Here is a 24,706-nt window from a genome sequence, read left to right on the forward strand (position 1 = left end):
AAAAAGCCCGGATAATGATATCCGGGCTTTTTTTGTGATATGGACTTGATTTCTATTAAGCGTGTATCCAGCTAAATTTATAGTCCATTGTAGGATTTTTCATTCTTTCCGCCACGCGTAGCAATCTGTTTGGAAGAGCCATGATATAATCACGGGCTTTTTCACCAGCATCGTTTAAATCACGCATGCTCTCCAGTTTCCACTCTTCAATCAGCTGTTGCATAATTTCCACGTAGTCCACTGCAGTATATACTCCTAAACGCTGCGCAGCATCTGTAAAATGACCAAAGGTCTGGCCAATTTTAAGGCCCATTTCACGTAAGAAATGTGCAGGCATTACAATCTTCTTGCGCATCATATCTTCAAAAGCAACCATTGCTTCATTAGGATCCACTTCAAAGATTTTCGCCATAAAGTCTTTATATGCTTTCGCATGACGAGCCTCGTCAGAAGCAATCACACCACACATTTTAGACAGCAAGGCATCTCCGTCTTTTTTCGCCATTGAGGCTACTCTTCTGTGAGAGATATTGGTAGCTAACTCCTGAAAGCTGGTATATACAAAGTTTCTATATGGATCATGTCCTGTACCGATATCAAAACCATCAGCAATTAAATATTGGGTAGAGATTTCCATCTGGCGCATATCTACACGCCCTGACAGATAAAGATATTTATTTAATAAGTCTCCGTGTCTGTTCTCTTCTGCAGTCCAATGACGTACCCATTTCATCCAGCCACCTTGTTCGTTTTTTGAGATATCATCAACCATTGTTAACCATGATTCATAAGTAGGCAGCGCCTCTTCTGTAATGGTATCTCCGATTAATACAGCGACAAGGTCATAAGATAACCCATCTGCATTCTCACGCAATAGTTTTATATCCTGGAAAAATGTTTCACTGGTTGAATCAGGCAAGAAATCAGATGGCTGCCAATTAGTGTCAATCGGTTTCAAGTAGGTGTCCATTACATCCAGCATATAGCTTTCAATGTGCAGCATCACTTCCCTTCTTTTTTCTGCGAAAAAACTCATTGTTTTTTATGTTTTAAATTAGTTCCAAAGATAACCAAAAATTGCATATTTTATCGTTTCACCATTATTTTATTCGCAATTAAGGGCCTTATAAAGGAGTTTCCCCGACATAATATTTGGCACCATCTACTAACAACATCAGATGAAAGAATAAGTTTTAAATAAGACATCCTGTTCAGCAAATCAGGAAAAAAAACCTTTAAACAAGAAAAGCCTGTAGTATTACTACAGGCTTACTTTAAGATTTGGCACCGACCTACTCTCCCACGTGTTACCGCAGTACCATCGGCTCTGGTGGGCTTGACTTCTCTGTTCGGAATGGGAAGAGGTAGACACCACCGATATAGGCACCTAAATATTTTTATTGTCTGATCTTTTATCAGTGTATCTGCTATTGCAGCTCACCATCAAACAGTGACATATTATTGAAAGAAGTTAAGTTAGGAAGAACAAACAACAGTTTATTGCTCTTGAAAGCTTCGGATTATTAGTATTACTCGACTTTGATGTCACCACCTTTACATCTGTAACCTATCAACGTAGTAGTCTGCTACGGTCCTATATGGAATTCTCATCTCGTGGCTAGTTTCGCACTTAGATGCTTTCAGCGCTTATCTATTCCCAACGTAGCTACTCTGCAATGCCCCTGGCGGAACAACAGATTCACTAGAGGTTAGTCCAACCCGGTCCTCTCGTACTAAGGTCAGCCCCACTCAAAATTCCTACGCCCACAACAGATAGGGACCGAACTGTCTCGCGACGTTCTGAACCCAGCTCGCGTGCCACTTTAATCGGCGAACAGCCGAACCCTTGGGACCTTCTCCAGCCCCAGGATGTGACGAGCCGACATCGAGGTGCCAAACCTCCCCGTCGATATGAGCTCTTGGGGGAGATCAGCCTGTTATCCCCAGCGTACCTTTTATCCTTTGAGCGATGGCCCTTCCATGCAGAACCACCGGATCACTATATCCGTCTTTCGACCCTGCTCGGCTTGTCTGCCTCACAGTCAAGCAAGCTTATGCTATTGCACTCCTCATACGGTTACCAAGCGTATTGAGCTTACCTTTGAAAGCCTCCGTTACCTTTTTGGAGGCGACCACCCCAGTCAAACTACCCATCAAACAATGTCCCCCACTGAGTGGGGTTAGACACCGAATACAGAAAGGGTGGTATTTCAACGTTGACTCCACAACACCTAGCGATGCCACTTCATAGTCTCCCACCTATCCTACACATCCTGTATCCAATGTCAATGTTAAATTGTAGTGAAGGTGCATGGGGTCTTTCCGTCCCGTTGCGGGTACCCGGCGTCTTCACCGGGACCACAATTTCACCGAGCTCATGGCTGAGACAGCGCCCAGATCGTTACACCATTCGTGCAGGTCGGAACTTACCCGACAAGGAATTTCGCTACCTTAGGACCGTTATAGTTACGGCCGCCGTTTACTGGGGCTTCGATTCAATGCTTCGCCTTGCGACTAACATCCCCTCTTAACCTTCCAGCACCGGGCAGGTGTCAGGCCTTATACTTCATCTTTCGATTTTGCAAAGCCATGTGTTTTTGTTAAACAGTCGCCTGGGCCTTTTCACTGCGGCTGACATTGCTGTCAGCGCCCCTTCTCCCGAAGTTACAGGGCCATTTTGCCGAGTTCCTTAGCCATGATTCACTCGAGCACCTTAGAATTCTCTTCCCGGATACCTGTGTCGGTTTGCGGTACGGGTTTTTATAACCTGAAGCTTAGCGGTTTTTCTTGGAAGTCTGATTACCTGCGCTATCTACGCCCCCGAAGGTTTGCAGTACTATCGGGTTTCAGCTAGATCTGCGGATTTACCTACAGTCCTAATACCTACGCCCTTTAACGATCTATTCCGTCAGATCGCGGCAGTGTCACTACTCCGTCCCCACATCGCAGTTATAAAAAGTACTGGAATATTAACCAGTTGTCCATCGAATATCCCCTTCGGGTTCTCCTTAGGCCCCGACTAACCCTGATCCGATTAGCGTTGATCAGGAAACCTTATCCTTTCGGTGGGCGGGTTTCTCTCCCGCCTTATCGTTACTTATGCCTACATTTGCTTTTCCAGAAGCTCCACCACAACTTACGTCATAACTTCGCTGCCGCTGGAATGCTCCCCTACCGTAATATTAATATTACCCATAGCTTCGGTGTATAGTTTAATGCCCGTTTATTATCCATGCCCGATCGCTCGACTAGTGAGCTGTTACGCACTCTTTAAATGAATGGCTGCTTCCAAGCCAACATCCTAGCTGTCTATGCAATCGGACCTCGTTAGTTCAACTTAACTATAACTTGGGGACCTTAGCTGATGGTCTGGGTTCTTTCCCTCTCGGCCCGTGACCTTAGCACCCCGGGCCTCACTGCAGTGTATATTATATAGCATTCGGAGTTTGTCTGGATTTGGTAGGATTTGACTCCCCCGCACCCAATCAGTAGCTCTACCTCTATATAACTTTACCACCACGCTGTTCCTAAAAACATTTCGGGGAGTACGAGCTATTTCCCAGTTTGATTAGCCTTTCACCCCTACCCACAGATCATCCGGAAACTTTTCAACGTTTATCGGTTCGGTCCTCCAGTACGTGTTACCGCACCTTCAACCTGTCCATGGGTAGATCACAAGGTTTCGCGTCTACCTCCCCTGACTATACGCCCTATTCAGACTCGCTTTCGCTTCGGCTGCGTGTCTTAAACACTTAACCTTGCCAGAGAAGAGTAACTCGTAGGCTCATTATGCAAAAGGCACGCCGTCACGCCACCTGGACGCTCCGACCGCTTGTAAGCACACAGTTTCAGGTTCTATTTCACTCCCCTGTTCGGGGTTCTTTTCACCTTTCCCTCACGGTACTGGTTCACTATCGGTCTCTCAGGAGTATTTAGCCTTACCGGATGGTGCCGGCAGATTCCCACAAGGCGTCTCCGACCTCGCGGTACTCAGGATACTACTAGGTTACTATTACTTACGTGTACGCGGCTCTCACGCTATATTGCCAGGCTTCCCATCCTGTTCCACTTCATTTTAGTATACCACATCGTAGTCCTACAACCCCACATATGCCGTAACATAAGTGGTTTGGGCTCTTTCCCTTTCGCTCGCCACTACTTAGGAAATCATTATTATTTTCTCTTCCTCTGCTTACTTAGATGTTTCAGTTCGGCAGGTTTGCGTACATTGTACGACTAGTCTTCAACTAGCCAGGTTTCCCCATTCGGAAATCTTCGGATTAATTCATATTTGCTAATACCCGAAGCTTATCGCAGCTTATCACGTCCTTCATCGCCTCTGAGAGCCAAGGCATCCCCTGTGTGCTCTTAATTACTTTCTTCTCTCCATAGCCTTTTGCGCCTATGGAAATGCTTTTTTTGATTTGTTGTTATCTCTACGGACTGAATAATTGCTTATTCCTTCCTTCAAGCTAACAACGTCTCTATTGTTGTTTGCTCTTCTTTTTTAACTTCTTCCAATATGTCAAAGAACTTTACTTCCCCTGATCACAATCCGTAATCATATTTCTCGGCCTTTTGTATTAAGCCTGGGTAATGGTGGAGAATAACGGAGTCGAACCGTTGACCTCCTGCGTGCAAGGCAGGCGCTCTAGCCAGCTGAGCTAATCCCCCTTAGAATATATCTGTAGTCCCGAGCAGATTTGAACTGCTGACCCCTACATTATCAGTGTAGTGCTCTAACCAAACTGAGCTACGGGACTATTTGTCTTTACTGCAGTATGAGAACACTAAGTGATGTTTCATCCTATGGGTTTTTCTTTTTGAGATTTTTTTGTCATTTATATCATTTACGTAGCGAGTAGTCTGAACTACTCCAGAAAGGAGGTATTCCAGCCGCACCTTCCGGTACGGCTACCTTGTTACGACTTAGCCCCAGTTATCGGTTTTACCCTAGGACGCTCCTTGCGGTTACATACTTTAGGTACCCCCAACTTCCATGGCTTGACGGGCGGTGTGTACAAGGCCCGGGAACGTATTCACCGCGTCATTGCTGATACGCGATTACTAGCGAATCCAACTTCAAGAGGTCGAGTTGCAGACCTCTATCCGAACTGTGAATGGCTTTTTGAGATTTGCTTGCTGTTGCCAGCTTGCTGCCCTCTGTACCATCCATTGTAGCACGTGTGTAGCCCCGGACGTAAGGGCCATGATGACTTGACGTCGTCCCCTCCTTCCTCTCTGTTTGCACAGGCAGTCTGTTTAGAGTCCCCACCTTAACGTGCTGGCAACTAAACATAGGGGTTGCGCTCGTTGCGGGACTTAACCCAACACCTCACGGCACGAGCTGACGACAGCCATGCAGCACCTAGTTTCGTGTGATTGCTCACTGAAATATCTCTATCTCATTCACTAACTTTCAAGCCCGGGTAAGGTTCCTCGCGTATCATCGAATTAAACCACATGCTCCTCCGCTTGTGCGGGCCCCCGTCAATTCCTTTGAGTTTCACCCTTGCGGGCGTACTCCCCAGGTGGAATACTTAACGCTTTCGCTTAGCCGCTAACTGTGTATCGCTAACAGCGAGTATTCATCGTTTAGGGCGTGGACTACCAGGGTATCTAATCCTGTTTGATCCCCACGCTTTCGTGCCTCAGCGTCAATGACACCATAGTAAGCTGCCTTCGCAATCGGTGTTCTGTGACATATCTATGCATTTCACCGCTACTTGTCACATTCCGCCTACCTCTAGTGTATTCAAGCTCATCAGTATCAAGGGCACTGCGATGGTTGAGCCACCGTCTTTCACCCCTGACTTAATAAGCCGCCTACGCACCCTTTAAACCCAATAAATCCGGATAACGCTTGGATCCTCCGTATTACCGCGGCTGCTGGCACGGAGTTAGCCGATCCTTATTCCTTCGGTACATTCAGCTACTTACACGTAAGTAGGTTTATTCCCGAATAAAAGCAGTTTACGACCCAGAGGGCTGTCTTCCTGCACGCGGCATGGCTGGTTCAGAGTTGCCTCCATTGACCAATATTCCTTACTGCTGCCTCCCGTAGGAGTCTGGTCCGTGTCTCAGTACCAGTGTGGGGGGTCATCCTCTCAGATCCCCTAGTCATCGTGGTCTTGGTGAGCCGTTACCTCGCCAACTAACTAATGACACGCATGCCCATCTTAATCCTATAAATATTTGATCATTGTACAATGCTGTACTGTGATTTTATGCGGTGTTAATCCGAATTTCTTCGGGCTATCCCCCTGATTAAGGTAGGTTGCATACGCGTTACGCACCCGTGCGCCACTTTCCCATCTAGCAAGCTAAATGGTATCGTTCGACTTGCATGTATTAGGCCTGCCGCTAGCGTTCATCCTGAGCCAGGATCAAACTCTCCATTGTAAAATGTGTTGTTTGAACGCTGACCATTCTTAACTTGTTAATAATAGTCTTTATTCTTTTTTGTATTGTCTGTCAGATTCTGACTTGAAAAAATAGCTTTGGTTTTCATGTACTTTGAAACGGTACTATCTTACCTCGCTACGCTATAAATGACATCTCTTTAATGAACTTTTCGAATCTCCTCGCGGTTCTTCTTTTATGTGGCAATCTTCTTTTCTCTGTTTCTTCCGGGTCTTAATGTTCCTGGTGTCAGTTTCGAAATTCCAATCGTTTCAGTCTTTTTGTTTTTGTTACTAAACTCCGTTTGGTAACCCCCGTTTTTGTTGGGACTGCAAAGGTAGAAATCTTTTTGTTATTGTCAAGCTTTTTTTGAAACTTTTTTACTTTGTCTTTCCTGGTTAATAAACCGTCAAAACAACCTCTGACTTATCTCTACTGCAATCTTTCAAATCCTTCTCTCTTATCAACCTCAATGTTTCTCTTCCTCCGAAGCGGGATGCAAAAGTAGGAAATTTTATCCGTTCTCAAAACAATTCATCCATTATAATTGTATCACACCCCTAACTGCATGATTTACAGAAGAAAAAACTTCATCTATACTTAACGTAAAATATACACCAAGGCCGAATTAGCTGAAAACACCAGTCAAATACGCTGCGAAAACCCTGTACAATCAACATCGAGGCAAATCCCTTCGCTAAAAAAAGACTGGAGCAAGCCTGATAATCTCGCACATTATTTCAAATAATGATCCTCATCATTTATTTTCCTATGCCCAAACCAGAAATTTGATCACTATATACTTGAAATGATTATCTATAAAACTTTCAGTTTTGATGCTGCACATTACCTGCCCCATGTTCCGGCCGGGCACAAATGTGGCAGAATGCATGGACACACTTACAGTCTTAAAGTATTCATCACCGGAGATCCCGAACCACATTCAGGCTGGGTTATGGATTATACCGATCTAAAAAACGGAATCAGCCCTCTGATAGAAATACTCGACCACAAGGTACTGAATGACATTCCCGGCCTGGAAAATCCAACAAGTGAACAATTGAGCATATGGCTATGGAATAAAATCAAACCTGTGTTCCCCGGCTTGAGCAGGATCGAACTAAACGAAACACCAAGCTCAGGAGTGATATATGAAGGATAACACCAACAGAGCTATAGCCATTTGGTTATATTTCGGCGCATTCAGCATCCTCATACAAATACTGCTTGGTGGAATCACCAGATTAAGCGGCTCAGGCCTATCTATCACAGAATGGAAACCACTACTTGGTATCCTTCCTCCATTAAATGAAAACGACTGGCAGATGAGCTTTGATAAATACAAACAGATTGCCCAGTTTCATGTGGTCAATGCACACTTCTCTCTGGAAGATTACAAATCCATCTACTTTTGGGAATGGCTCCATCGGAATTGGGCACGTTTTATCGGCCTGGCCTTTATCATCCCCTTCCTCTATTTCGTCTTAATGGGGAAAATGGACTTCAAGTTGCGCGGCATGATCTTTATCCTATTCCTGTTGGGCCTGTTACAGGCGGTCATAGGCTGGCTCATGGTTCAAAGCGGCCTCAATGACACCGATATCAGCGTAAGTCATATCAGGCTCGCCATACACTTTATAGCAGCTGTAATTCTATTGTGTTATACGCTGTGGCTTGCCTTCGGCTTAAGTTTGAACCACATCAAGATGAGGCATCGGCTGAGGTTTAGCAAATTAAACATCCTCATACTAAGTCTTCTTTTTATTCAACTCATTTTTGGAGCATTCATGGCAGGGACCCGCGCAGCACTTGCTGCTCCAACATGGCCCGACATAAACGGCTTTATTGTCCCTCCGGATTTATACCATCAGCCGCTTACCCTTCAATATTTAACAGAAAATTTATTCGCTATTCAATTTATCCATCGTTTGCTCGCCTATATCATCTGCCTGTTGATTCCCATCCTTTATTTGAGAAGTGTTTCCTGGAAAATCAGCCCCTTACTTTCCTACGTGCGCCTATTTCCACTGCTCCTGATTGGAATACAGGTGATATCCGGGGTCAGTGCATTACTGAAAAGTATAAGCCCCGACTATCTGGCTTTTGCCTTATTTCATCAGTTTACAGGCATCCTTCTGACCGTCTCACTTTTATTAATGCTATTCTTAAACCTCAAGAAAAGCTAGATAAAAGCCATTCATAAAAGATAAAAATAGCAAGAGGGTCAAATTCAACCAGAAAAGCAGGCATAAAAAAAATAGGGTGCCTTTTGGACACCCTATTTTTTTATGCGGTAAAGTAGGACTAAGCTCCTAATTGTACACGTTTGAATGCAGTTACGGTTAAACCTTTAGCTGTCTCATCTAAGAATTTACGAACATCTTTAGAAGAATCTTTAACAAATTCCTGGTTTAATAAAGTACTGTCTTTGTAGAATTTATTCAATTTACCAGCAGCAATTTTCTCTACCATTTCTTCAGGTTTACCTTCAGCACGGATTTGTTCTTTAGCAATCTCAGTTTCACGCTCGATAGTAGTTGAATCTACGCCATCTTTATCTAAAGCAACAGGGTTCATTGCAGCGATTTGCATAGCTACATCTTTACCTGCTTCTTCAACGCCTTCACCTGCCTGGTTTAAAGCAACCAATACACCTAAACGGTAGTTACCGTGGATGTAAGGAACAACTTTATCACCTGAAACAGTTTCGAATTTAGAGATACCAATTTTTTCACCGATTTTACCAGTATTTTCGATGATGATATCAGAAATTTTCTGACCATCAATTTCCAAAGATAAAAGCTCTTCTAATGAAGCAGGATTTTTATCGATAGCAAGGTCTGTGAATTTATTAGCCAAAGCAACGAAATCAGCATTTTTAGCAACGAAATCCGTTTCGCAGTTTAATTCAACAACAACACCACGTTTACCGTCTGCTGTAGCTTTAGCGATAACAACACCTTCATTAGAATCACGATCCTGACGAGAAGCTGCTACTTTAGCACCTTTTTTACGTAAGTAATCAACCGCTGCTTCGAAATCACCGTTAGCTTCGATTAATGCTTTTTTGCAATCCATCATACCGGCACCGGTTTGTTGGCGTAATTTGTTTACATCTGCTGCAGAAATTTGTACTGTAGACATCTTATTTCTTTTTTTAAGTTTTTATCAAAAAATTATGGGTTGTACAGTGTTTGTTGTAAGTAAAACCTGCAACGCACAACGTACAACCCATATTATGTTATTTAAGCTTCTTCGCTAGTACCTTCTTCAGTATCAGCATTTACTTTCTTTCTTCTTGCACCAGGAGCAGCAGCTTCAGGAGCATCAGCAGCAGCTTTAGCAGCTACAGCTTCTTTCTCAGTTTCTTCGTCTTTCTCACGTTTGCGCTCATCTAAACCTTCTTCAATCGCTTTGATGATTACATCAGTGATTAAAGAGATAGATTTAGTAGCATCATCATTCGCAGGAATTGGGAAATCGATGTTAGAAGGATCAGAGTTAGTATCAACCATTGCAAATGTTGGAATGTTTAATTTCAACGCTTCGCTAACAGCAATGTGCTCTTTTTTAACGTCAATTAAAAAGATTGCAGCTGGTAAACGGTTAAGATCCGCGATACCACCTAATAAGCTTTCCAATTTAATACGCTCACGTTGGATCATTAAACGCTCTTTCTTAGAAAGAATCGAATAAGTACCGTCTTTAGTCATTTTATCGATGTTAGACATCTTTTTGATTGACTTGCGAACAGTAGCAAAGTTAGTTAACATACCACCTAACCAACGCTCAGTTACGAAAGGCATGTTTACTTTTTTTGCTTGATCAGCAACGATTTCTTTAGCTTGTTTCTTAGTAGCTACGAAAAGAATCTTACGACCAGATTTAACGATCTGTTTGATTGCTGAAGCAGCTTCTTCAGTTTTAGTTAAAGTTTTATTTAAATCTATAATGTGGATACCATTGCGCTCCATGAAAATGTAAGGCGCCATTTTTGGGTTCCATTTACGGGTAAGGTGACCGAAGTGTACACCTGCATCCAATAAGTCTTGATATGTAGTTCTTGCCATTGTGTTTGTCTCCTTAAGATTAACGTTTACTGAATTGGAATTTCTTACGTGCTTTCTTACGTCCTGGTTTCTTACGTTCAACCATACGCATATCACGGGTCATTAACCCTTTAGCGCGTAATGCTGGTTTTTTCTCAGCATCCAATTCCACAATAGCTTTAGCGATAGCTAAACGAACTGCTTCTGCCTGACCTTTGATACCACCACCTGCTACATTTACGTTTACATCATACTGACCTGTCAATTCAGAAACTTCGAATGACTGGTTAACGATGTATTGTAAAGGTAATGTTGGAAAATATACTTTATGGTCTTTACCGTTTACGGTAATTGTGCCGTTGCCTTCTTTTAAATAGATGCGTGCAACAGCAGTTTTTCTTCTTCCTGAAGTGTTAGTAACTGACATTTCTTTCTTCCTTTAATTAAAGTGTAATGGTTTTTGGTGATTGTGCTGCATGAGGATGTTCTGCACCTGCATAAACAAATAGATTGGTGTATAATTTAGCACCAAGTTTTGTTTTAGGTAACATACCACGTACCGCTTTCTCGATAACACGCTTAGGATGTTTCGCCAATAACTCTTTAGGAGAAATGAAACGCTGACCACCTGGATAACCAGTGTAAGAAATATAGCGTTTATCGCCTAATTTATTTCCTGTCAATTTAACCTTGTCTGCATTAATAACAATAACGTTATCACCGCAGTCTACGTGTGGGGTATACTCAGGCTTGTTTTTACCACGGATGATCATAGCGATCTTCGATGACAAGCGCCCCAAAATCTCGCCTTGTGCATCAACAACAACCCACTGTTTGTTAACAGTTTTTGCATTGGCAGAGACAGTTTTGTAACTTAACGTATTCACTTGCTTGTATTTAATTTGTTAAACAATTATTTATTCACCCTTAAATTTAGGGACTGCAAAGATAGATAGAAATATTTAAATGTCAAACAGTTGAAGAGATATTATTTGTTTATTTTAAGGAATTACCAAATTCATTAGAAATCCACCCCCTCATTTAATTATCCGGAGGGGCATTTCAGGCAAACTTTTTTCAGTAAAGAGCACCGCTATATTGAGCTGCATATGTGCCCGGACTGAGTCCACATTAAGTCCACACTGAGTCCACAGTGAGTCCACGTTTTTGTAAGGAAAACATGGAACACGGATGGAGGGATTATGCACTACTCCTGCAGTCAGTCAGAACTCAAAGCGGAGGAGGTCCGAGTCCTCTCCTTTTCAACACAAAACCAGAAATGAAAAAATTAAGCCGGAGTGCGGTAAAAGCAAAATAGGATGAAATGTACCACCATGCTCAAAACAAAAAGAGAAGTTACCACCGTGTAGTTTAGTGTATTTGAAAAGTAATGGTAAGCAATAGAGGACTTAATAATGTGAACCAGCCCAAATAAGAGGAAACCTGCAAAACCAAGACTCCCCAACCCAAGAGCGTAATGAATCAAATTGCTCCTTCCCTGACTCTGTATCATTTTAATCACAAGTGTACTAAAAACAATCACCATTAAAACTCCAAAAATTATCAGCAGATTCCCATTCAAAAGAAACATCAGCAGATATACTATTGCCATGAATATATTGAAATAAGAAAGGATTCTAAACATTTGACTAAAATTAAAAGATATCCTTACAATTTACGGTTTTATACAAACTATTCGGCATCGTCTTTGTTAACTATTTGACAAAAAAACAGGAATTATTTGAAACAATCATGAGTATATTGCCCTTCAAGCGCATTATTTACATGATCAATCATTCAACCAAAAAAATACATTAATATGAAAAAGGAAACCAAAATCATCGCAGGTTTATTGGCAGGAGCTGCCTTAGGTGCTGCCATCGCATTAATATTATCAGCAGATAAAGACGGAGACATCAAAGAGAAAGTGTCAGACTGGTTCTGTGACTTATTAGACTCTTCCAAAGAAAAACTGGTAGACGCGGCAGGACATGTTAAGGATACCATTGCTAAAGTCAGAGCTTAAGGGAATTAATGAAGATCGCATTTCATGGAGCGGCGCGTGCCGTTACAGGTAGCAAACACCTGATTACCTTAAAAAACAATACTCAAATCTTACTCGACTGTGGATTATTTCAGGGAATGGGTGATCTCACCGAAGGGCTCAACGAGTCTTTTGGTTTTGATCCCTCATTAGTCAGCTACCTTATCCTTTCTCATGCCCATATAGATCACTGTGGTTTATTGCCACGTCTTGTGGCTGAAGGTTTTAAGGGAAACATTTACTGTACCCCTGCGACTATGGATCTTGCAAGAATTCTACTGATGGACTCTGCTAAAATCCAAACTCAGGATGCAGAGTATGCAAATAAAAAAATGCGTCAGGGTGGTGAACCGGAGCTTCCTCTCTACAATGAAAAAGATGTCATTCAGACGCTTAGTCAGTTTAAAGTAGTCAATTATAATGAGGATTTTCAGATTGGCCCAGATGTAGTGCTGCATTTTACAGATGCAGGTCATATTGTAGGTAGTGCGGCCGTTCATTTAAAGATTAAGGAGGAAGAGAGAACCATCAATCTTACTTTTAGTGGCGATGTTGGGAGGTACGGCGACTTATTACTAAAAAGTCCGCAGTCCTTTCCTCAGGCAGATTACGTCATTATGGAATCCACCTATGGCGATTCTCTGCATCAGGATCTGGAGCCGATTGAAGAAACCCTTAAGGAAATCATTCACCAAACCTGCATCCTAAAAAAAGGAAAGGTTATTATTCCAGCCTTTAGTGTAGGCCGGACCCAGGAACTGCTGTATGCATTAAATGCAATGGAGTTAAAAAATAACCTTCCTGATGTACAATATTATGTAGATAGCCCTTTGTCCCTTCAGGCAACAGAAGTATTGAGAAATCATCCCGAAGTCTATAATAATGGGGTGAAGGAAGTGATGAAAGTTGACAAAGATATCTTTGGCTTTAAAGGCCTAAAGTTTGTTGAAAGTGTAGAAGAATCCAAAGCTTTAAATAGTGATCCCCGCCCGTGTGTGATCATTTCCTCTTCGGGAATGGCGGAAGGCGGCCGTGTAAAACACCACATCCGCAATAATATCGGCGATCAGAAAAACACCATTTTGATGGTGGGTTATGCGGAACCAAGATCTTTAGCCGGTAAACTTCTTGCCGGACAACCAAAAGTCTGGCTTTTTGGACAAGAATATGGAGTTGTTGCCGATATCCGGTCGATCAGGTCAATGAGTGCCCATGGTGATTATGAAGATTTACTGCAATTTCTTTCCGGACAGGACTCCAATCTGATAAAACAGATTTTTCTTGTTCATGGAGAATATAAAGTTCAGCAAATATTTGCCGGACACCTCAACGATAAGGGCTTCCATCAGGTAACTATTCCAGAATATCATCAGGAATTTGAAGTTTAATCATTAAAGCTTTTTTATCTTTGTCCAATGGACGTTTTTGGTGAGGCTTTAAAAGATCAATTTACTAAACCACCCGCAGAAACCCTGTGGGTGCATAATTCATTTGATTATCCGGAAGAAATGCCGGTTGACATTTATTTCAGAAATGAAGACGAAATGCCTGAACTGGAGCTGAAAGCCCTGAACCTCTGTAAAGGAAAAGTGCTGGATGTAGGGGCGGGTGTCGGTAGTCATGCGCTTGTTCTTCAAAAACGCGGGTTTAATGTCACAGGTATGGACATCTCTGCCTCTGCTGTAGAAATAATGAAGCAACGCGGATTAAAACAGGCTATTGAAGGAGATATCCTTACTTACAAGGATCAAAAATACGACACCCTTCTTTTCATGATGAATGGAATTGGTCTCACTGGCTCCATTTCAGGATTAAAAACATTTCTTAACCGGGTTAAAGGCCTGCTTAACCCCGGTGGACAACTCGTCTTTGACAGCTCCGATCTTTCTTATCTATATGAGGATATTCCTTTTCCTTCAAAAGGATATTATGGAGAAGTGAGCTTCCGATATGAATATAAACTTATTAAAGGAAACTGGTTCAAGTGGATCTATATAGACCAGAAGACTTTGGCTGATCTGGCAAAAGCAATTGGATGGACTACTGAAATCATCTTCGAAGATGACCAGGATCAATACCTGGCGAGATTAACCCTTTAAAAATAAAAAGCCTGGTGTGGCCACCAGGCTTTCTACTTAATTATGCTTTCTCTTCCCAAATGGCAGAGATGTTAATAATCGTTTCTACTGCTTTTTCCATGTCCTGAACCGAAGCCCATTCCTGTTTACCATGAAAAGCATGCTCACCTGCAAAAATATTAGGACAAGGCAGGCCCATAAATGAAAGACGTGAACCATCGGTCCCTCCACGGATACTCTGTCTTTTTGGTGTAACTCCAGCTCTTTTTATAGCCTCAACACCATATTCGATTACTTGTGGATATTCATCAAGCACCTTTTTCATATTTCTGTACTGCTCCGTAATCTTCAGTTCATAGGTAGAATTCGGAAAATCTTCAATGATATTTCTTACGGTAGCATCCAGTAATTCGCCGTTGGCTTCTAACTGTTCATCGTCAAAAGCGCGCAAAATAAAACGGGCCTGTGCCTGCTCAACACTTCCAGAAATCGTTACCGGATGAATAAATCCTTCTTTTAGTTCTGTTGACTCCGGAGAAAGACAATCAGAAGGCAAAGAACTGATGACATCTGATAATATCTTAATCGCACTTTCCATTTTATCTTTGGCAAAACCAGGGTGTGTACTTACACCATTGATCGTCAATACTGCACCGTCCGCCGAAAAAGTTTCATCTTCGATAGATCCTAAGGTTTCTCCATCGATTGTATAGGCGAAATCAGCACCTAGTTTTTTAAGATCTACCTTATCTACACCCCTGCCGATTTCTTCATCCGGAGTAAATAATATTTTAATGACCCCATGTCTGATATCCGGATTTGTGACCAGGAAAGCCGCTGCTTCCATAATCTCTGCCAATCCAGCTTTATTGTCCGCACCAAGAAGTGTTGTTCCACTTGCAGTAATGATATCATTTCCAATCTGATCTTTTAAATCCGGATGCTCAGACATCTTCAGAACGATACTTTCATCGTCAGGAAGTACCAGATCCTCCCCCTGATAGTTGGCATGAATGATTGGCTTTACATTCGTTCCACTGCAATCCGGAGAAGTATCCATATGCGAACAAAAGCAGATCACAGGAACTTTTTTTTCTGTGTTGGAGGGAATCGTAGCATATACATAGCCGAAATCGTCAAGATGAGCGTCGGTAATCCCCATTTCCAATAATTCTGCTACAAGAACTTTCCCCAGGTTCTTTTGCTTCTCTGTAGATGGAATGGTGGCAGATGCCGGATCTGATTGCGTATCAATCTGCACATACTTTGCAAATCGGTTTTGAAGGGAATTGTTTTTATTTTGATATTTTAGCATAGTCTTAAAAAAAACAAAGCTAAATAATTTGAAAACAATTCTCACCGCGTGCCTGTCACTTCTGTTCTGCATTCATGTTAAGGCACAATCCAACTTCTATAAAATAAGCGTTGGGGGTGGTTTTGGAGTTACCCAGTCTTTCACGGATCTGAAAAAACATTCCTTTGGGCTCGCCGGTTATGGCCTGGCCGATTACTACTTTACCCCTTTTATCAGTGCAGGAATAGAAGGACAAATGGGAAAAATCAAGGGAGACGATACCAAGATTCCCGCTAATGAACGCTATTTTACCAATTCCTACAAAGCTTTTACATTGAACGGCAGAATCGCATTGGGGGCTTTAATTGATTATGAAAAAAATGGCTTTTCCAATACTATAAAAGGGCTCTATCTGGGCACTGGACTTGGTTTAGTCCTCAACAAAGTAGACCGAATTAAAGAAGACCGGGAGGTGCCGTTATACCCTGGAAAGGAAAGTTCAAAAAACCTGCTCTTTCCCGTAAATGTTGGTATAAACTTTTATTTTTCTGATCATTCAGACTATACCCGTTATATTTTAAACTTCAATTACCAAAGTAACCTGACCATTGGAGAAGGACTGGATGGTTATGACGATTCCTCAAAAAAGTTCAGAAGTGGTAATCCTGATATCTATACTTATTTTTCCGTCGGACTGAGGTATCAATTCGGCAGTGTCGGACTTTTTAAAAAAACCGTGTTTTAACCTTATCACCACAAAACCAATGCGCCGCATAATTTTCATTTTACTTCTTTTAACGACTATAGACAGTTTAGCACAACAGACTCCCTTTGAGCGTAGTCATAAGCAAGAAACAGCCACTTATGCAGAAGTGATTCAGCATTATCAGGCCCTGGCAAAAACTTATCCTCAGGCTAAATTAATTAGTTATGGTCCTACAGACTCGGGCAAACCGCTGCACCTATTGGTATTATCCAAAGATCAGGTATTCGACCCGGCAACGATAAAAAAGAATAATAAAAGAGTGCTCCTCATCAACAATGGCATCCATCCCGGAGAGCCTGAGGGAATTGATGCAAGTATGATGCTTGCCAGAGACTTGCTGAAAGCGCATAAACTACCTGCAAATGTTGTCATCTGCATCATTCCTGTGTATAACATTGATGGGAGTCTCAATCGGAGTTCAACATCAAGAGCAAACCAGAACGGGCCAATAGCTTATGGATTCAGGGGAAATAGTAAAAACTATGATTTAAACCGGGATTTTATTAAAACGGATTCTAAAAACTCACACTCTTTCCAGGAAATTTTCAATATCTGGAAACCGGAAATATTTGTAGATACCCATACCAGCAACGGAGCCGATTATCAATATACCATGACGCTCATCCCTACACATAAAGATAAACTTCAGCCGGTTCTTTCTACCTACATGACCCAAACACTGGTTCCTTCACTATATCAGGAGATGGAGAAAAAAGGATATGAAATGATTCCTTATGTCAACTCCATTGAAGAAACACCAGATCAGGGAATCACTGGCTTTTTGGAGTCTCCACGTTATTCTACCGGATATACGACTTTACACAATACCATTGGTTTTATGCCGGAAACCCACATGCTAAAAGCCTATGACAAACGGGTGGACGCGACATATAAACTACTCCAGACCTATATTGATGTGGTGGTAAGAGATGCAAAAATAATCGGAGAAAACAAGAAAAAAGCAGATGCAGCCATTGCTGCACAACAGGAATTTGCCCTGGAATGGAAGCTCAACGAGAAAAAAGAAGAACCCATTGTATTTAAAGGTTATGCGGCCAGGCAAAAACCGAGTGAAGTAAGCGGGCTCAACAGGTTGTACTATGACAGGAATGAACCTTATACCAAAGAAATTAAATATTGGAATACCTTTGAGCCTTCCTTAACCATCAGTAAACCCATTGCATACCTCATACCGCAGGCCTGGACTAAAGTTGTGGAGCTCTTAAAACTCAATCAGGTCAAAGTACAACAACTGACAAAAGATGCCGTTATTCCGGTAGAAATGTATTACATCAGTGATTATAAAACGACAACACGTCCTTATGAAGGTCATTACCTGCACAGCGCTGTTAAAGTAAATCCAACGCTTCAAAAGCTTCCTTTTTATACCGGGGATTATGTTGTTTATGTAAACCAGCCTTCCAACAGGTATATTGTAGAAACCTTAGAGCCACAGGCAATGGACTCATTCTTTAACTGGAATTTCTTTGATGCCATACTGGGGATGAAAGAACACTTTTCTGCTTATGTTTTTGAAGATACTGCTGCAGAACTCTTAAAAAAAGATCCGGGCCTAAGAGAAAAACTGGAAAAAGAAAAAGCAGCAAAGCCGGAAATGGCAAAAGACGCGGCAGCACAACTCAATTTTATCTATAAAAATTCCGACTACTACGAAAAAACGCATACCCGCTATCCAATTGCCAGATTACTAACAAACGAACATTTAACCTTAAAATAAAAAATGGATTATATCAATAATACCCCAGTAGCCTCCCTTATTTTTGTTTTTACGATTATTACCAGCATCTATGCTTTCAATGACCATACGCTATTTGGAAAATTCATGCTACATCCTTATAGCGTATCCAGAAGACATAAGCTATATACTTTAATTACCAGCGGGCTGATTCATGCCGATTGGATGCACCTGATATTTAATATGATGACCTTCTTCTTCTTTGCCTTTAGGTTGGAAGCAATGATTGGCTCATGGCAATTTGGTATATTATATTTCCTCGGCCTGATTCTAAGCGACATTCCTTCTGTCATCAAACATAAAGACGATATGTGGTACAATAGTCTGGGTGCCTCAGGAGCAATAAGTGCGGTATTGTTCAGCTTCATTCTACATGATCCCATGTCAAAAATGATGATCTTTCCCTTACCAATTCCAATCTGGGCATGGTTATTTGGATTATTGTACCTGGCTTATTGCTGGCAGATGTCGAAAAGATCTCAGGATAACATCAACCATGATGCACATTTCTTTGGTGCGTTAACCGGAATGATCATCACTATTCTCCTTGTTCCGGGAATTATTCCAAACTTTATCGCAAGATTAACCGGTAACGGGTAGAGCAGGCGGAACAAAATAACTCATTGGATTCGTCGGATCTTTAATGATCTCAAATAACGTATGCCCCCATGGTTTCCAGAAATCCTGTAATACCTGGGCATATGTTTTATGTTGCCAATGATCAAACAAAGGCTTGTTTAAGGTTCCTCTAAGCGGCATTGCATCTATGTATATTGAACCCTCTACAGGCATAATTGCATATTCCGGAAGCCTGTTGAATAAATATGCGGAATAGTAGAATCTTGCACAAATTTCTTCGAATTGGGGTGCAGAAAGAGGTGATTTTCCGATCTGATCTAAGATTTCCTGATGAAATTTCTTATTGGTTCCATTATCCTGAAGGCAGGCAATAATGCCAAAATTCTTAAGCTTTAATGAAAAAGTTAAGGTATTGATCTCATCACGGAAACTGAAACCCGTATCCTGATCTTCCAAAGGAACAACAACAATAGACCATGGGCAGAAATCTTCATATACCACATCCAGATAGATACTTTGAATCATGGTATTCAGGTTGCCAAATTTATGCATCAGTCCCTGCGACATATTCACACCGTCTGAACTGATTTGCTGCAAACGTACCGCAGCATTCATTTCCACATAAATCAAACTGTACATGAACTTTCCGATCCACTTAAATAAATCCTCCTCATCAAGTTTGGAAACGGCATCATAGCCAATAGAAAAAGCTGCAGCTATCTTTTCCTCTAATGGTTGTATAAAATGAGCCTGGACTTCTGTATTACAAGGCACCTTTAAACTATTGTAAGACCTCACGCTTTCGTCCAGCAATTTAATCTGTTCCTCGCCACTAAAATTAGCGACTTCCAAAAGCCAGGAAGGCAAAATGTTAATCTCCTCTACCGGTGACTTAAAAGTATCTCCGCTCAGAAAACAGTTTTTATATTTAAAATCGAAATTTTTAAAGGGCTGGTATATTGTGCTATTCATACAGGGCACAATATTAAGTATATTATTTTTACATTCGCTGAAGCACCGATTTTTTAACTTTGATATTACTTTAGCCAATAAACATCCATGCAGGCAACCTACACCCCTTATAACCTGGAACTGAAACATCCTTTTGCTATTGCTAAATTTTCAAGAACAAGCACACCGATTATGCTCCTGAAACTAAATTATGAGGGCAAATATGGATACGGCGAAGCATCCATGGTTCCTTATATGGGGGAAAGTGCGGAAACGGCCCTGTCTTTTTTAAAGAAAGTAGATTGGAAAAGGTTCGTATTTCCCTTCAATTTTGAAGAGATCATAGCCTATCTGGACAGTATTGAAAAAGGACAACCCGCCATAAAAGCAGCAATAGATATTGCGTTGAATGATCTGAACGGAAAAATCCTGCAAAAACCTTGTTATGAAATCTATGGTGCAGATCCCTTAAAAATGCCGGTAACATCTTATACAATTGGTATTGACAGTCTGGATGTTATCAAAGAGAAAGTAGCCGGTGCCAAAGATTTTAAAGTCTTGAAGGTAAAACTGGGAAGAGATAACGACAAAGAATTAATCAATACCATCAGAACGGTAAGCAATGTCCCTTTATATGTGGATGCCAATCAGGGATGGACAGACCGGAAACAAGCGATTGATATGATTTACTGGTTGCATGGCCAGGGAGTGGTACTGATCGAGCAACCAATGGACAAAACCAACCTGGAAGGAAATGCCTGGCTAACCGGTCGTAGTCCGATTCCAATCCTCGCGGATGAAGCCGTACAAAGATTAAGTGATATGGATGCTTTAAAAGGGGCTTATCACGGTGTGAATATTAAGTTGATGAAGAGCACCGGCATGTACGAGGGCCATCAAATGATCAAAAAAGCCCGCTCTTTAGGGATGAAAGTACTCATTGGTTGCATGAGCGAAACCTCTTGTGCCACACAGGCCGGAATGGCTTTAGCCCCGCTTTGCGACTGGGCAGACCTGGATGGTCCCTGGCTTACTAAAAATAATCCTTTTGATGCCCCGCAAATCATTGCGGGGAAATATCATTTAAAAGATGTGCCAGGATTAGGCCTGGAGGGGATTAACCCAGCTCTTTTTCCTTCTTCTTAAGTGCCGCACGCATGTCCTTAATGAGTTGCAGCTTCAGGTAAAGAAAGAACGCTGCTGTCGCCACGAAAAGGACAATGACAAGGTATTTTGTATTGTTAAAAGCCCATACTGCTCCAAAGATGGATACAATAAGCCCAAGGTTGTAAAAAACGTTTAATGCAATTTTCTTTCCCATGTCTTAGTAAACCGGCATATTAGGATCAAACGCTTCCTGCCATGCAAGAATTCCACCTTTAAGGTTGTATAAATTTGTAAATCCGTGCATTTGCTCCAATTGCATAATTGCAGCTGCACTTCTTTTACCACTTCTGCATTGCACAATTACTGGTTTGTCCTGGGCAATTTTATCTGTTTCAATCAGGATACCACCCAAAGGGATGTTCAGACCATCAAGGTTCGATGTCTCATATTCGAAAGTTTCCCTTACATCGATCAATTGGAAATCTTCCTTATTATCGATTTTTGCTTTCAATTCCTGAACTGTTATTTCCTTAATCATATATTTTGCTTTTTTCAAAGATAAGCAATGCCGAAATTATTAAAGGCAAAAAAACCACAAAATCACATTAACATGAAGATAATAGAATCATTTCAAGCAAATTACTGTAACAACTAGGTGAGCCGGGCGTTTAATAGTAAGTCTTTATTAACTTTGATTTTTACATCATGAATGCTATATCCCGCTTCTTTTGGTTTTGCTCCGGGGCACACATTTCTACACTTGAAAAACATCCCACCGAGCATAACAAATATATTGGAATAGGTGCGACCATTTTCTTTACCGGATTATTTGCAGCCCTCTCCGGTGGCTACGCCATGTATTTCGTTTTTAAAGGGGATACCGCTGCCGTTCTTTTTGCCATCTTTTTTGGATTAATCTGGGGCCTTGCAATTTTTAACATGGACCGGTATATTGTTTCCAGTATCAACAAAAGCTCCAGCACCAATAAACAGCTCCTGCAGGCTACTCCCCGGATTTTACTGGCTATTATGATCGGAATCGTCATTTCCCGCCCACTGGAGCTTAAAATCTTTGATAAAGAGATTAAAGAGCGTCTTAAGGTGAGCTATCTCAATAATCAGCGGTCAAAAATAGATACCCTGAATCTAGCCTTTGAAAATAAATATAAGATCGAAATCGATAAACTCAATGAGGCTAAAGCCGAAAGAGACTCTCTTACAAATGCCATAAAAACGGATCGTCAGAAGCTTAACTTTGAGATCTTCGGTAATAAAACGACAGAAACATCCGGTGTAATGGGTTACGGACCTTATGCAAAGAGAAAGGAAGCAGAGCTCAGACAAAGGGAACAAAACCTCGATACGCTAACCGCAGATGTCAGGGCAATGGAAAAGTTCGTAGATGGAAGGAAACAGTTTGATGGGCTCATGACGGAGAAACTCTACACCGGAAAACAACTCGACAGCCTTACCAGCATTGCCGGCTTTGCGGATCGCAACTGGGCATTGGGACAACTGAGCTTCAATACTGATGGAACGAGAGATCTGAATACGTCACTGGCCGTCACTTTTATCGGCTTGCTTTTTATTTTCTTTGAATGCCTTCCTGTTTTCGTTAAGCTGATGAGCAGCAGTGGCCCCTATGATCACTCGGTTCAGAATCTGGAAACCAGTCAGGTACACGAGTCCGATAAAGATAAAGATTATGAAATAGAAGTGATAGACGCTGTTCATGACACCCGCGTTTCTACAGAGATTGAGCGAAGGAAAAGGAGATTAATGCATCCTCCTACTGACGAAGAATAACCTGAAACCAAATATACCCCGATGAAAAAAACCATACTAGGATTAGGCTTCTGCGCTTTGGCTTTTACCGTCAATGCACAAAATGAGATCAGCTATGAAGTAAGTTTCCCTAACGCCATTCACCACGAGGCAGAAATTGTAATGCACATTCCTTCCATTCCCAATGGTTCTTTAAAAGTAAGAATGAGCAGATCCTCCCCGGGAAGATATGCGACTCATGAATTCGGAAAAAACATTTATAATGTCAGGGCTTTCGATACCGATGGAAAACCCCTTCAGCTGAAACAACCTGAAGGAGATGTTTACCTGATTGATAAACCAGGAAAATCAGTAAAAATCAGCTATACCTTATATGGGAACTGGATAGACGGTACTTATGCGGGTTTTGATGAAACACATGCCCATATGAATATTCCCGCAACCTTTGCCTGGCCCGTAGGAATGGATAACCGTCCAAGAATTGTACATTTTAAATATCCTGAAAAAAAGGACTGGAAAGTTGCAACCCAGCTTAAACCGCTTGGCAACGATAAATATTACGCGGCCAATCTCCAATATTTCATGGATAGCCCTACAGAGATTTCCAACTATAAAACCAGCAACTGGTCCGCAAAGAATCCTGATGGGAAAATACAAACCATTCATCTGGTTACCCATTCCAATGATCCTCAGGAAGTGATTGACGGATATGGTCTGATGGTAAAAAAAGTAGTGGAAGAACAACAGGCTATCTGGGGCGAATATCCAACCTTCGATTATGGAAACTATTACTTTCTACAGGATGTTCATCCGGAAAATGCCGGAGATGGGATGGAGCATAGAAATTCGACCTCGATTGTAGAACGAACAGATAAGATCGCAGGAAATGAGGCAGATCTGCTTGGAACATTTTCCCATGAATTCTTTCATGCATGGAATGTAGAGCGCTTAAGGCCTAAGACACTGGAGCCATTTGATTTTTCTCACTCCAATATCAGTGATGAGCTTTGGATTGCAGAAGGTTTCACCCAGTATTATGGAGAACTTTCCTTAAAACGTGCCGGCTTCAGAACACTGGAACAAGCCGCACAAACCTATGCCGGACTGGTCAATACCGCGCTAAATACGCCCGGGGCAAAATTTTATAGCCCTGTTCAGGCTAGTCGTTATGCCGTATTTGCAGATGCAGGAGTCGCTATAGACCAAAGCAATAAAACCAATATTTTCACCTCTTATTATACCTACGGTGCTTCGACAGCTTTGGCATTGGATTTACGGTTAAGAGCGGAGTTCAAGCTCAGTTTGGATGATTACATGCGTGCCTTATGGAAGGCTCATGGAAAACCAGAAATTGCTTATACAATTCCGGATCTGGAAGCCGTTTTAGCGACACTAACGAATAAAAGTTTTGCATCGGAATTCTTCAGAAAATATATTTACGGAACTGACAAAAATGATTATACCTCACTCCTGTTAAATGCAGGGTTCGTAGTCAGAAAAGCCAATCCCGGAAAAGCCTGGACAGGAATCAACAGACTTCAGGCTACAGATGGAAAGGTGTCCATTGCCGGTAATACCTTAATCGGGAGTCCTGCCTACAATGCAGGTCTTGACGTAGGCGATACCTTATTAAGCATTGAAGGCACAGAAATTAAAGACCAGAAAGGCCTGGCAGACCTCATTGGAAAATATCAACCTGGAACAAGTATCACCGTCCAATATCTACATAGGGGCATTCCGAAATCCGCGACATTGGAGCTCGCCGAAAACCCCTACCTGGAAGTTGTTCCTATTGAAAAAACAGGTTCGGAACTTAGTCCGGCGATGATTACCTTTAGAGCTCAATGGTTAAACTCAAACATTAGACAATAATTCCTAAAAAGCAATAATACCAT

General features: G+C 41.7%; 20 protein-coding genes, 2 tRNA genes and 3 rRNA genes. 11 read left to right on the plus strand and 14 right to left on the minus strand.

Features of this window, described 5'->3' with window-relative positions:
• Nucleotides 1-55 precede the first annotated feature (55 nt).
• From BFS30_RS04455 to BFS30_RS04480, 6 genes are all read right to left on the minus strand, one after another.
• Nucleotides 56-1,036 carry an acyl-ACP desaturase gene (locus tag BFS30_RS04455; protein WP_069378169.1) on the minus strand — a complete coding sequence of 327 codons (981 nt, stop codon included), beginning with the start codon at nt 1,034-1,036 and terminating at the stop codon, nt 56-58.
• A gap of 243 nt (nt 1,037-1,279) precedes the next feature.
• Nucleotides 1,280-1,391: ribosomal RNA gene (rrf, locus tag BFS30_RS04460) — 5S ribosomal RNA — on the minus strand.
• Between the two features lie 113 nt (nt 1,392-1,504).
• Nucleotides 1,505-4,382, minus strand: a 23S ribosomal RNA gene (locus tag BFS30_RS04465).
• 215 nt (nt 4,383-4,597) lie between these two features.
• Nucleotides 4,598-4,674: transfer RNA gene (locus BFS30_RS04470), tRNA-Ala, on the minus strand.
• 14 nt (nt 4,675-4,688) lie between these two features.
• Nucleotides 4,689-4,763: transfer RNA gene (locus tag BFS30_RS04475), tRNA-Ile, on the minus strand.
• A 117-nt stretch (nt 4,764-4,880) separates the two neighbouring features.
• Nucleotides 4,881-6,402 (minus strand): 16S ribosomal RNA (locus BFS30_RS04480).
• Together the 16S, 23S and 5S rRNA genes with 2 tRNA genes alongside form the textbook arrangement of a ribosomal RNA operon.
• Nucleotides 6,403-7,210: 808 nt before the next feature.
• Here BFS30_RS04480 and queD point away from each other — a divergent pair.
• Together queD and BFS30_RS04490 are read left to right on the plus strand one after the other, a co-directional pair.
• A complete protein-coding gene (queD, locus tag BFS30_RS04485; RefSeq protein ID WP_069378170.1) occupies nt 7,211-7,564 on the plus strand; it encodes a 6-carboxytetrahydropterin synthase QueD in 354 nt (117 codons plus the stop codon).
• Complete coding sequence (locus BFS30_RS04490; protein ID WP_069378171.1) at nt 7,554-8,588, plus strand: COX15/CtaA family protein; 1,035 nt, start codon at nt 7,554-7,556, stop codon at nt 8,586-8,588. Before queD ends, BFS30_RS04490 begins: the two co-directional genes overlap by 11 nt.
• A 118-nt stretch (nt 8,589-8,706) precedes the next feature.
• Here the strand turns inward: BFS30_RS04490 and tsf are convergent, their stop codons facing one another.
• From tsf to rplM, 4 genes are all read right to left on the minus strand, one after another.
• Complete coding sequence (tsf, locus tag BFS30_RS04495) at nt 8,707-9,546, minus strand: translation elongation factor Ts (RefSeq protein WP_069378172.1); 840 nt, start codon at nt 9,544-9,546, stop codon at nt 8,707-8,709.
• Between the two features lie 101 nt (nt 9,547-9,647).
• The gene (gene rpsB / locus BFS30_RS04500) at nt 9,648-10,472 is read right to left on the minus strand and encodes a 30S ribosomal protein S2 (RefSeq protein WP_069378173.1); all 825 of its coding nucleotides are present in this window, start codon (nt 10,470-10,472) and stop codon (nt 9,648-9,650) included.
• Nucleotides 10,473-10,491: 19 nt separating this feature from the next.
• Nucleotides 10,492-10,878: a 30S ribosomal protein S9 gene (gene rpsI, locus BFS30_RS04505; RefSeq protein WP_069378174.1), complete on the minus strand. Its 387-nt coding sequence runs from the start codon at nt 10,876-10,878 to the stop codon at nt 10,492-10,494.
• A 16-nt stretch (nt 10,879-10,894) separates the two neighbouring features.
• Nucleotides 10,895-11,338, minus strand: a complete 444-nt coding sequence (gene rplM / locus BFS30_RS04510; RefSeq protein ID WP_069378175.1) for a 50S ribosomal protein L13 — start codon at nt 11,336-11,338, stop codon at nt 10,895-10,897.
• A gap of 932 nt (nt 11,339-12,270) precedes the next feature.
• Here rplM and BFS30_RS04520 point away from each other — a divergent pair.
• The 3 genes from BFS30_RS04520 to BFS30_RS04530 are packed head-to-tail and all read left to right on the plus strand — an operon-like array spanning nt 12,271 to nt 14,594.
• On the plus strand, nt 12,271-12,477 hold the full coding sequence (locus BFS30_RS04520; protein ID WP_069378177.1) for a hypothetical protein: 207 nt from the start codon (nt 12,271-12,273) through the stop codon (nt 12,475-12,477).
• A gap of 8 nt (nt 12,478-12,485) precedes the next feature.
• Nucleotides 12,486-13,883 carry an MBL fold metallo-hydrolase RNA specificity domain-containing protein gene (locus BFS30_RS04525; protein WP_069378178.1) on the plus strand — a complete coding sequence of 466 codons (1,398 nt, stop codon included), beginning with the start codon at nt 12,486-12,488 and terminating at the stop codon, nt 13,881-13,883.
• 27 nt (nt 13,884-13,910) lie between these two features.
• Nucleotides 13,911-14,594, plus strand: a complete 684-nt coding sequence (locus tag BFS30_RS04530) for a class I SAM-dependent methyltransferase (protein WP_069378179.1) — start codon at nt 13,911-13,913, stop codon at nt 14,592-14,594.
• A 40-nt stretch (nt 14,595-14,634) separates the two neighbouring features.
• Here the strand turns inward: BFS30_RS04530 and pepT are convergent, their stop codons facing one another.
• On the minus strand, nt 14,635-15,888 hold the full coding sequence (gene pepT, locus BFS30_RS04535; protein ID WP_069378180.1) for a peptidase T: 1,254 nt from the start codon (nt 15,886-15,888) through the stop codon (nt 14,635-14,637).
• A 28-nt stretch (nt 15,889-15,916) separates the two neighbouring features.
• On the opposite strand from pepT, the gene BFS30_RS04540 reads away from it, so the two are divergent.
• Genes BFS30_RS04540 through BFS30_RS04550 form a run of 3 tightly spaced genes read left to right on the plus strand, consistent with a single transcriptional unit; the run spans nt 15,917 to nt 18,989 of the window.
• Complete coding sequence (locus tag BFS30_RS04540; protein WP_069378181.1) at nt 15,917-16,612, plus strand: outer membrane beta-barrel protein; 696 nt, start codon at nt 15,917-15,919, stop codon at nt 16,610-16,612.
• 19 nt (nt 16,613-16,631) lie between these two features.
• Nucleotides 16,632-18,371 carry a M14 family metallopeptidase gene (locus BFS30_RS04545; RefSeq protein WP_069378182.1) on the plus strand — a complete coding sequence of 580 codons (1,740 nt, stop codon included), beginning with the start codon at nt 16,632-16,634 and terminating at the stop codon, nt 18,369-18,371.
• A gap of 3 nt (nt 18,372-18,374) precedes the next feature.
• A complete protein-coding gene (locus BFS30_RS04550; RefSeq protein ID WP_069378183.1) occupies nt 18,375-18,989 on the plus strand; it encodes a rhomboid family intramembrane serine protease in 615 nt (204 codons plus the stop codon).
• Here the strand turns inward: BFS30_RS04550 and BFS30_RS04555 are convergent.
• Nucleotides 18,972-19,940, minus strand: coding sequence for a hypothetical protein (locus tag BFS30_RS04555; RefSeq protein ID WP_069378184.1), 969 nt, complete (start codon nt 19,938-19,940; stop codon nt 18,972-18,974). The genes BFS30_RS04550 and BFS30_RS04555 overlap by 18 nt on opposite strands.
• A gap of 87 nt (nt 19,941-20,027) precedes the next feature.
• On the opposite strand from BFS30_RS04555, the gene BFS30_RS04560 reads away from it, so the two are divergent.
• The gene (locus tag BFS30_RS04560; RefSeq protein ID WP_069378185.1) at nt 20,028-21,065 is read left to right on the plus strand and encodes a dipeptide epimerase; all 1,038 of its coding nucleotides are present in this window, start codon (nt 20,028-20,030) and stop codon (nt 21,063-21,065) included.
• Here the strand turns inward: BFS30_RS04560 and BFS30_RS04565 are convergent.
• Both BFS30_RS04565 and BFS30_RS04570 read right to left on the minus strand, forming a co-directional pair.
• Entirely contained in the window at nt 21,037-21,240 is a 204-nt protein-coding gene (locus BFS30_RS04565) for a DUF6358 family protein (protein ID WP_069378186.1), read from the minus strand. The two genes, BFS30_RS04560 and BFS30_RS04565, sit on opposite strands and share 29 nt — an antisense overlap.
• Before the next feature lie 3 nt (nt 21,241-21,243).
• On the minus strand, nt 21,244-21,561 hold the full coding sequence (locus BFS30_RS04570; protein ID WP_069382296.1) for a rhodanese-like domain-containing protein: 318 nt from the start codon (nt 21,559-21,561) through the stop codon (nt 21,244-21,246).
• A 170-nt stretch (nt 21,562-21,731) separates the two neighbouring features.
• Between BFS30_RS04570 and BFS30_RS04575 the strand changes: the two genes are divergently transcribed.
• A complete protein-coding gene (locus BFS30_RS04575; protein WP_069378187.1) occupies nt 21,732-22,832 on the plus strand; it encodes a DUF4407 domain-containing protein in 1,101 nt (366 codons plus the stop codon).
• A 21-nt stretch (nt 22,833-22,853) separates the two neighbouring features.
• Nucleotides 22,854-24,683, plus strand: a complete 1,830-nt coding sequence (locus BFS30_RS04580) for a M61 family metallopeptidase (protein WP_069378188.1) — start codon at nt 22,854-22,856, stop codon at nt 24,681-24,683.
• Nucleotides 24,684-24,706 lie beyond the last annotated feature (23 nt).

It is taken from the genome of Pedobacter steynii, assembly GCF_001721645.1.
In the GTDB taxonomy this organism is placed as follows: Bacteria; Bacteroidota; Bacteroidia; order Sphingobacteriales; family Sphingobacteriaceae; genus Pedobacter; species Pedobacter steynii_A.

Bases quoted from the DNA above. Each gene is read 5' to 3' on its own strand.
- tsf (WP_069378172.1), bottom strand. From the start codon at position 9,546: ATGTCTACAGTACAAATTTCTGCAGCAGATGTAAACAAATTACGCCAA.
- BFS30_RS04545 (WP_069378182.1), top strand. From the start codon at position 16,632: ATGCGCCGCATAATTTTCATTTTACTTCTTTTAACGACTATAGACAGT.
- rpsI (WP_069378174.1), bottom strand. From the start codon at position 10,878: ATGTCAGTTACTAACACTTCAGGAAGAAGAAAAACTGCTGTTGCACGC.
- queD (WP_069378170.1), top strand. From the start codon at position 7,211: ATGATTATCTATAAAACTTTCAGTTTTGATGCTGCACATTACCTGCCC.
- BFS30_RS04525 (WP_069378178.1), top strand. From the start codon at position 12,486: ATGAAGATCGCATTTCATGGAGCGGCGCGTGCCGTTACAGGTAGCAAA.
- BFS30_RS04530 (WP_069378179.1), top strand. From the start codon at position 13,911: ATGGACGTTTTTGGTGAGGCTTTAAAAGATCAATTTACTAAACCACCC.
- BFS30_RS04565 (WP_069378186.1), bottom strand. From the start codon at position 21,240: ATGGGAAAGAAAATTGCATTAAACGTTTTTTACAACCTTGGGCTTATT.
- BFS30_RS04580 (WP_069378188.1), top strand. From the start codon at position 22,854: ATGAAAAAAACCATACTAGGATTAGGCTTCTGCGCTTTGGCTTTTACC.
- pepT (WP_069378180.1), bottom strand. From the start codon at position 15,888: ATGCTAAAATATCAAAATAAAAACAATTCCCTTCAAAACCGATTTGCA.
- BFS30_RS04520 (WP_069378177.1), top strand. From the start codon at position 12,271: ATGAAAAAGGAAACCAAAATCATCGCAGGTTTATTGGCAGGAGCTGCC.
- BFS30_RS04555 (WP_069378184.1), bottom strand. From the start codon at position 19,940: ATGAATAGCACAATATACCAGCCCTTTAAAAATTTCGATTTTAAATAT.
- rpsB (WP_069378173.1), bottom strand. From the start codon at position 10,472: ATGGCAAGAACTACATATCAAGACTTATTGGATGCAGGTGTACACTTC.
- BFS30_RS04490 (WP_069378171.1), top strand. From the start codon at position 7,554: ATGAAGGATAACACCAACAGAGCTATAGCCATTTGGTTATATTTCGGC.
- BFS30_RS04575 (WP_069378187.1), top strand. From the start codon at position 21,732: ATGAATGCTATATCCCGCTTCTTTTGGTTTTGCTCCGGGGCACACATT.
- BFS30_RS04560 (WP_069378185.1), top strand. From the start codon at position 20,028: ATGCAGGCAACCTACACCCCTTATAACCTGGAACTGAAACATCCTTTT.
- BFS30_RS04455 (WP_069378169.1), bottom strand. From the start codon at position 1,036: ATGAGTTTTTTCGCAGAAAAAAGAAGGGAAGTGATGCTGCACATTGAA.
- BFS30_RS04550 (WP_069378183.1), top strand. From the start codon at position 18,375: ATGGATTATATCAATAATACCCCAGTAGCCTCCCTTATTTTTGTTTTT.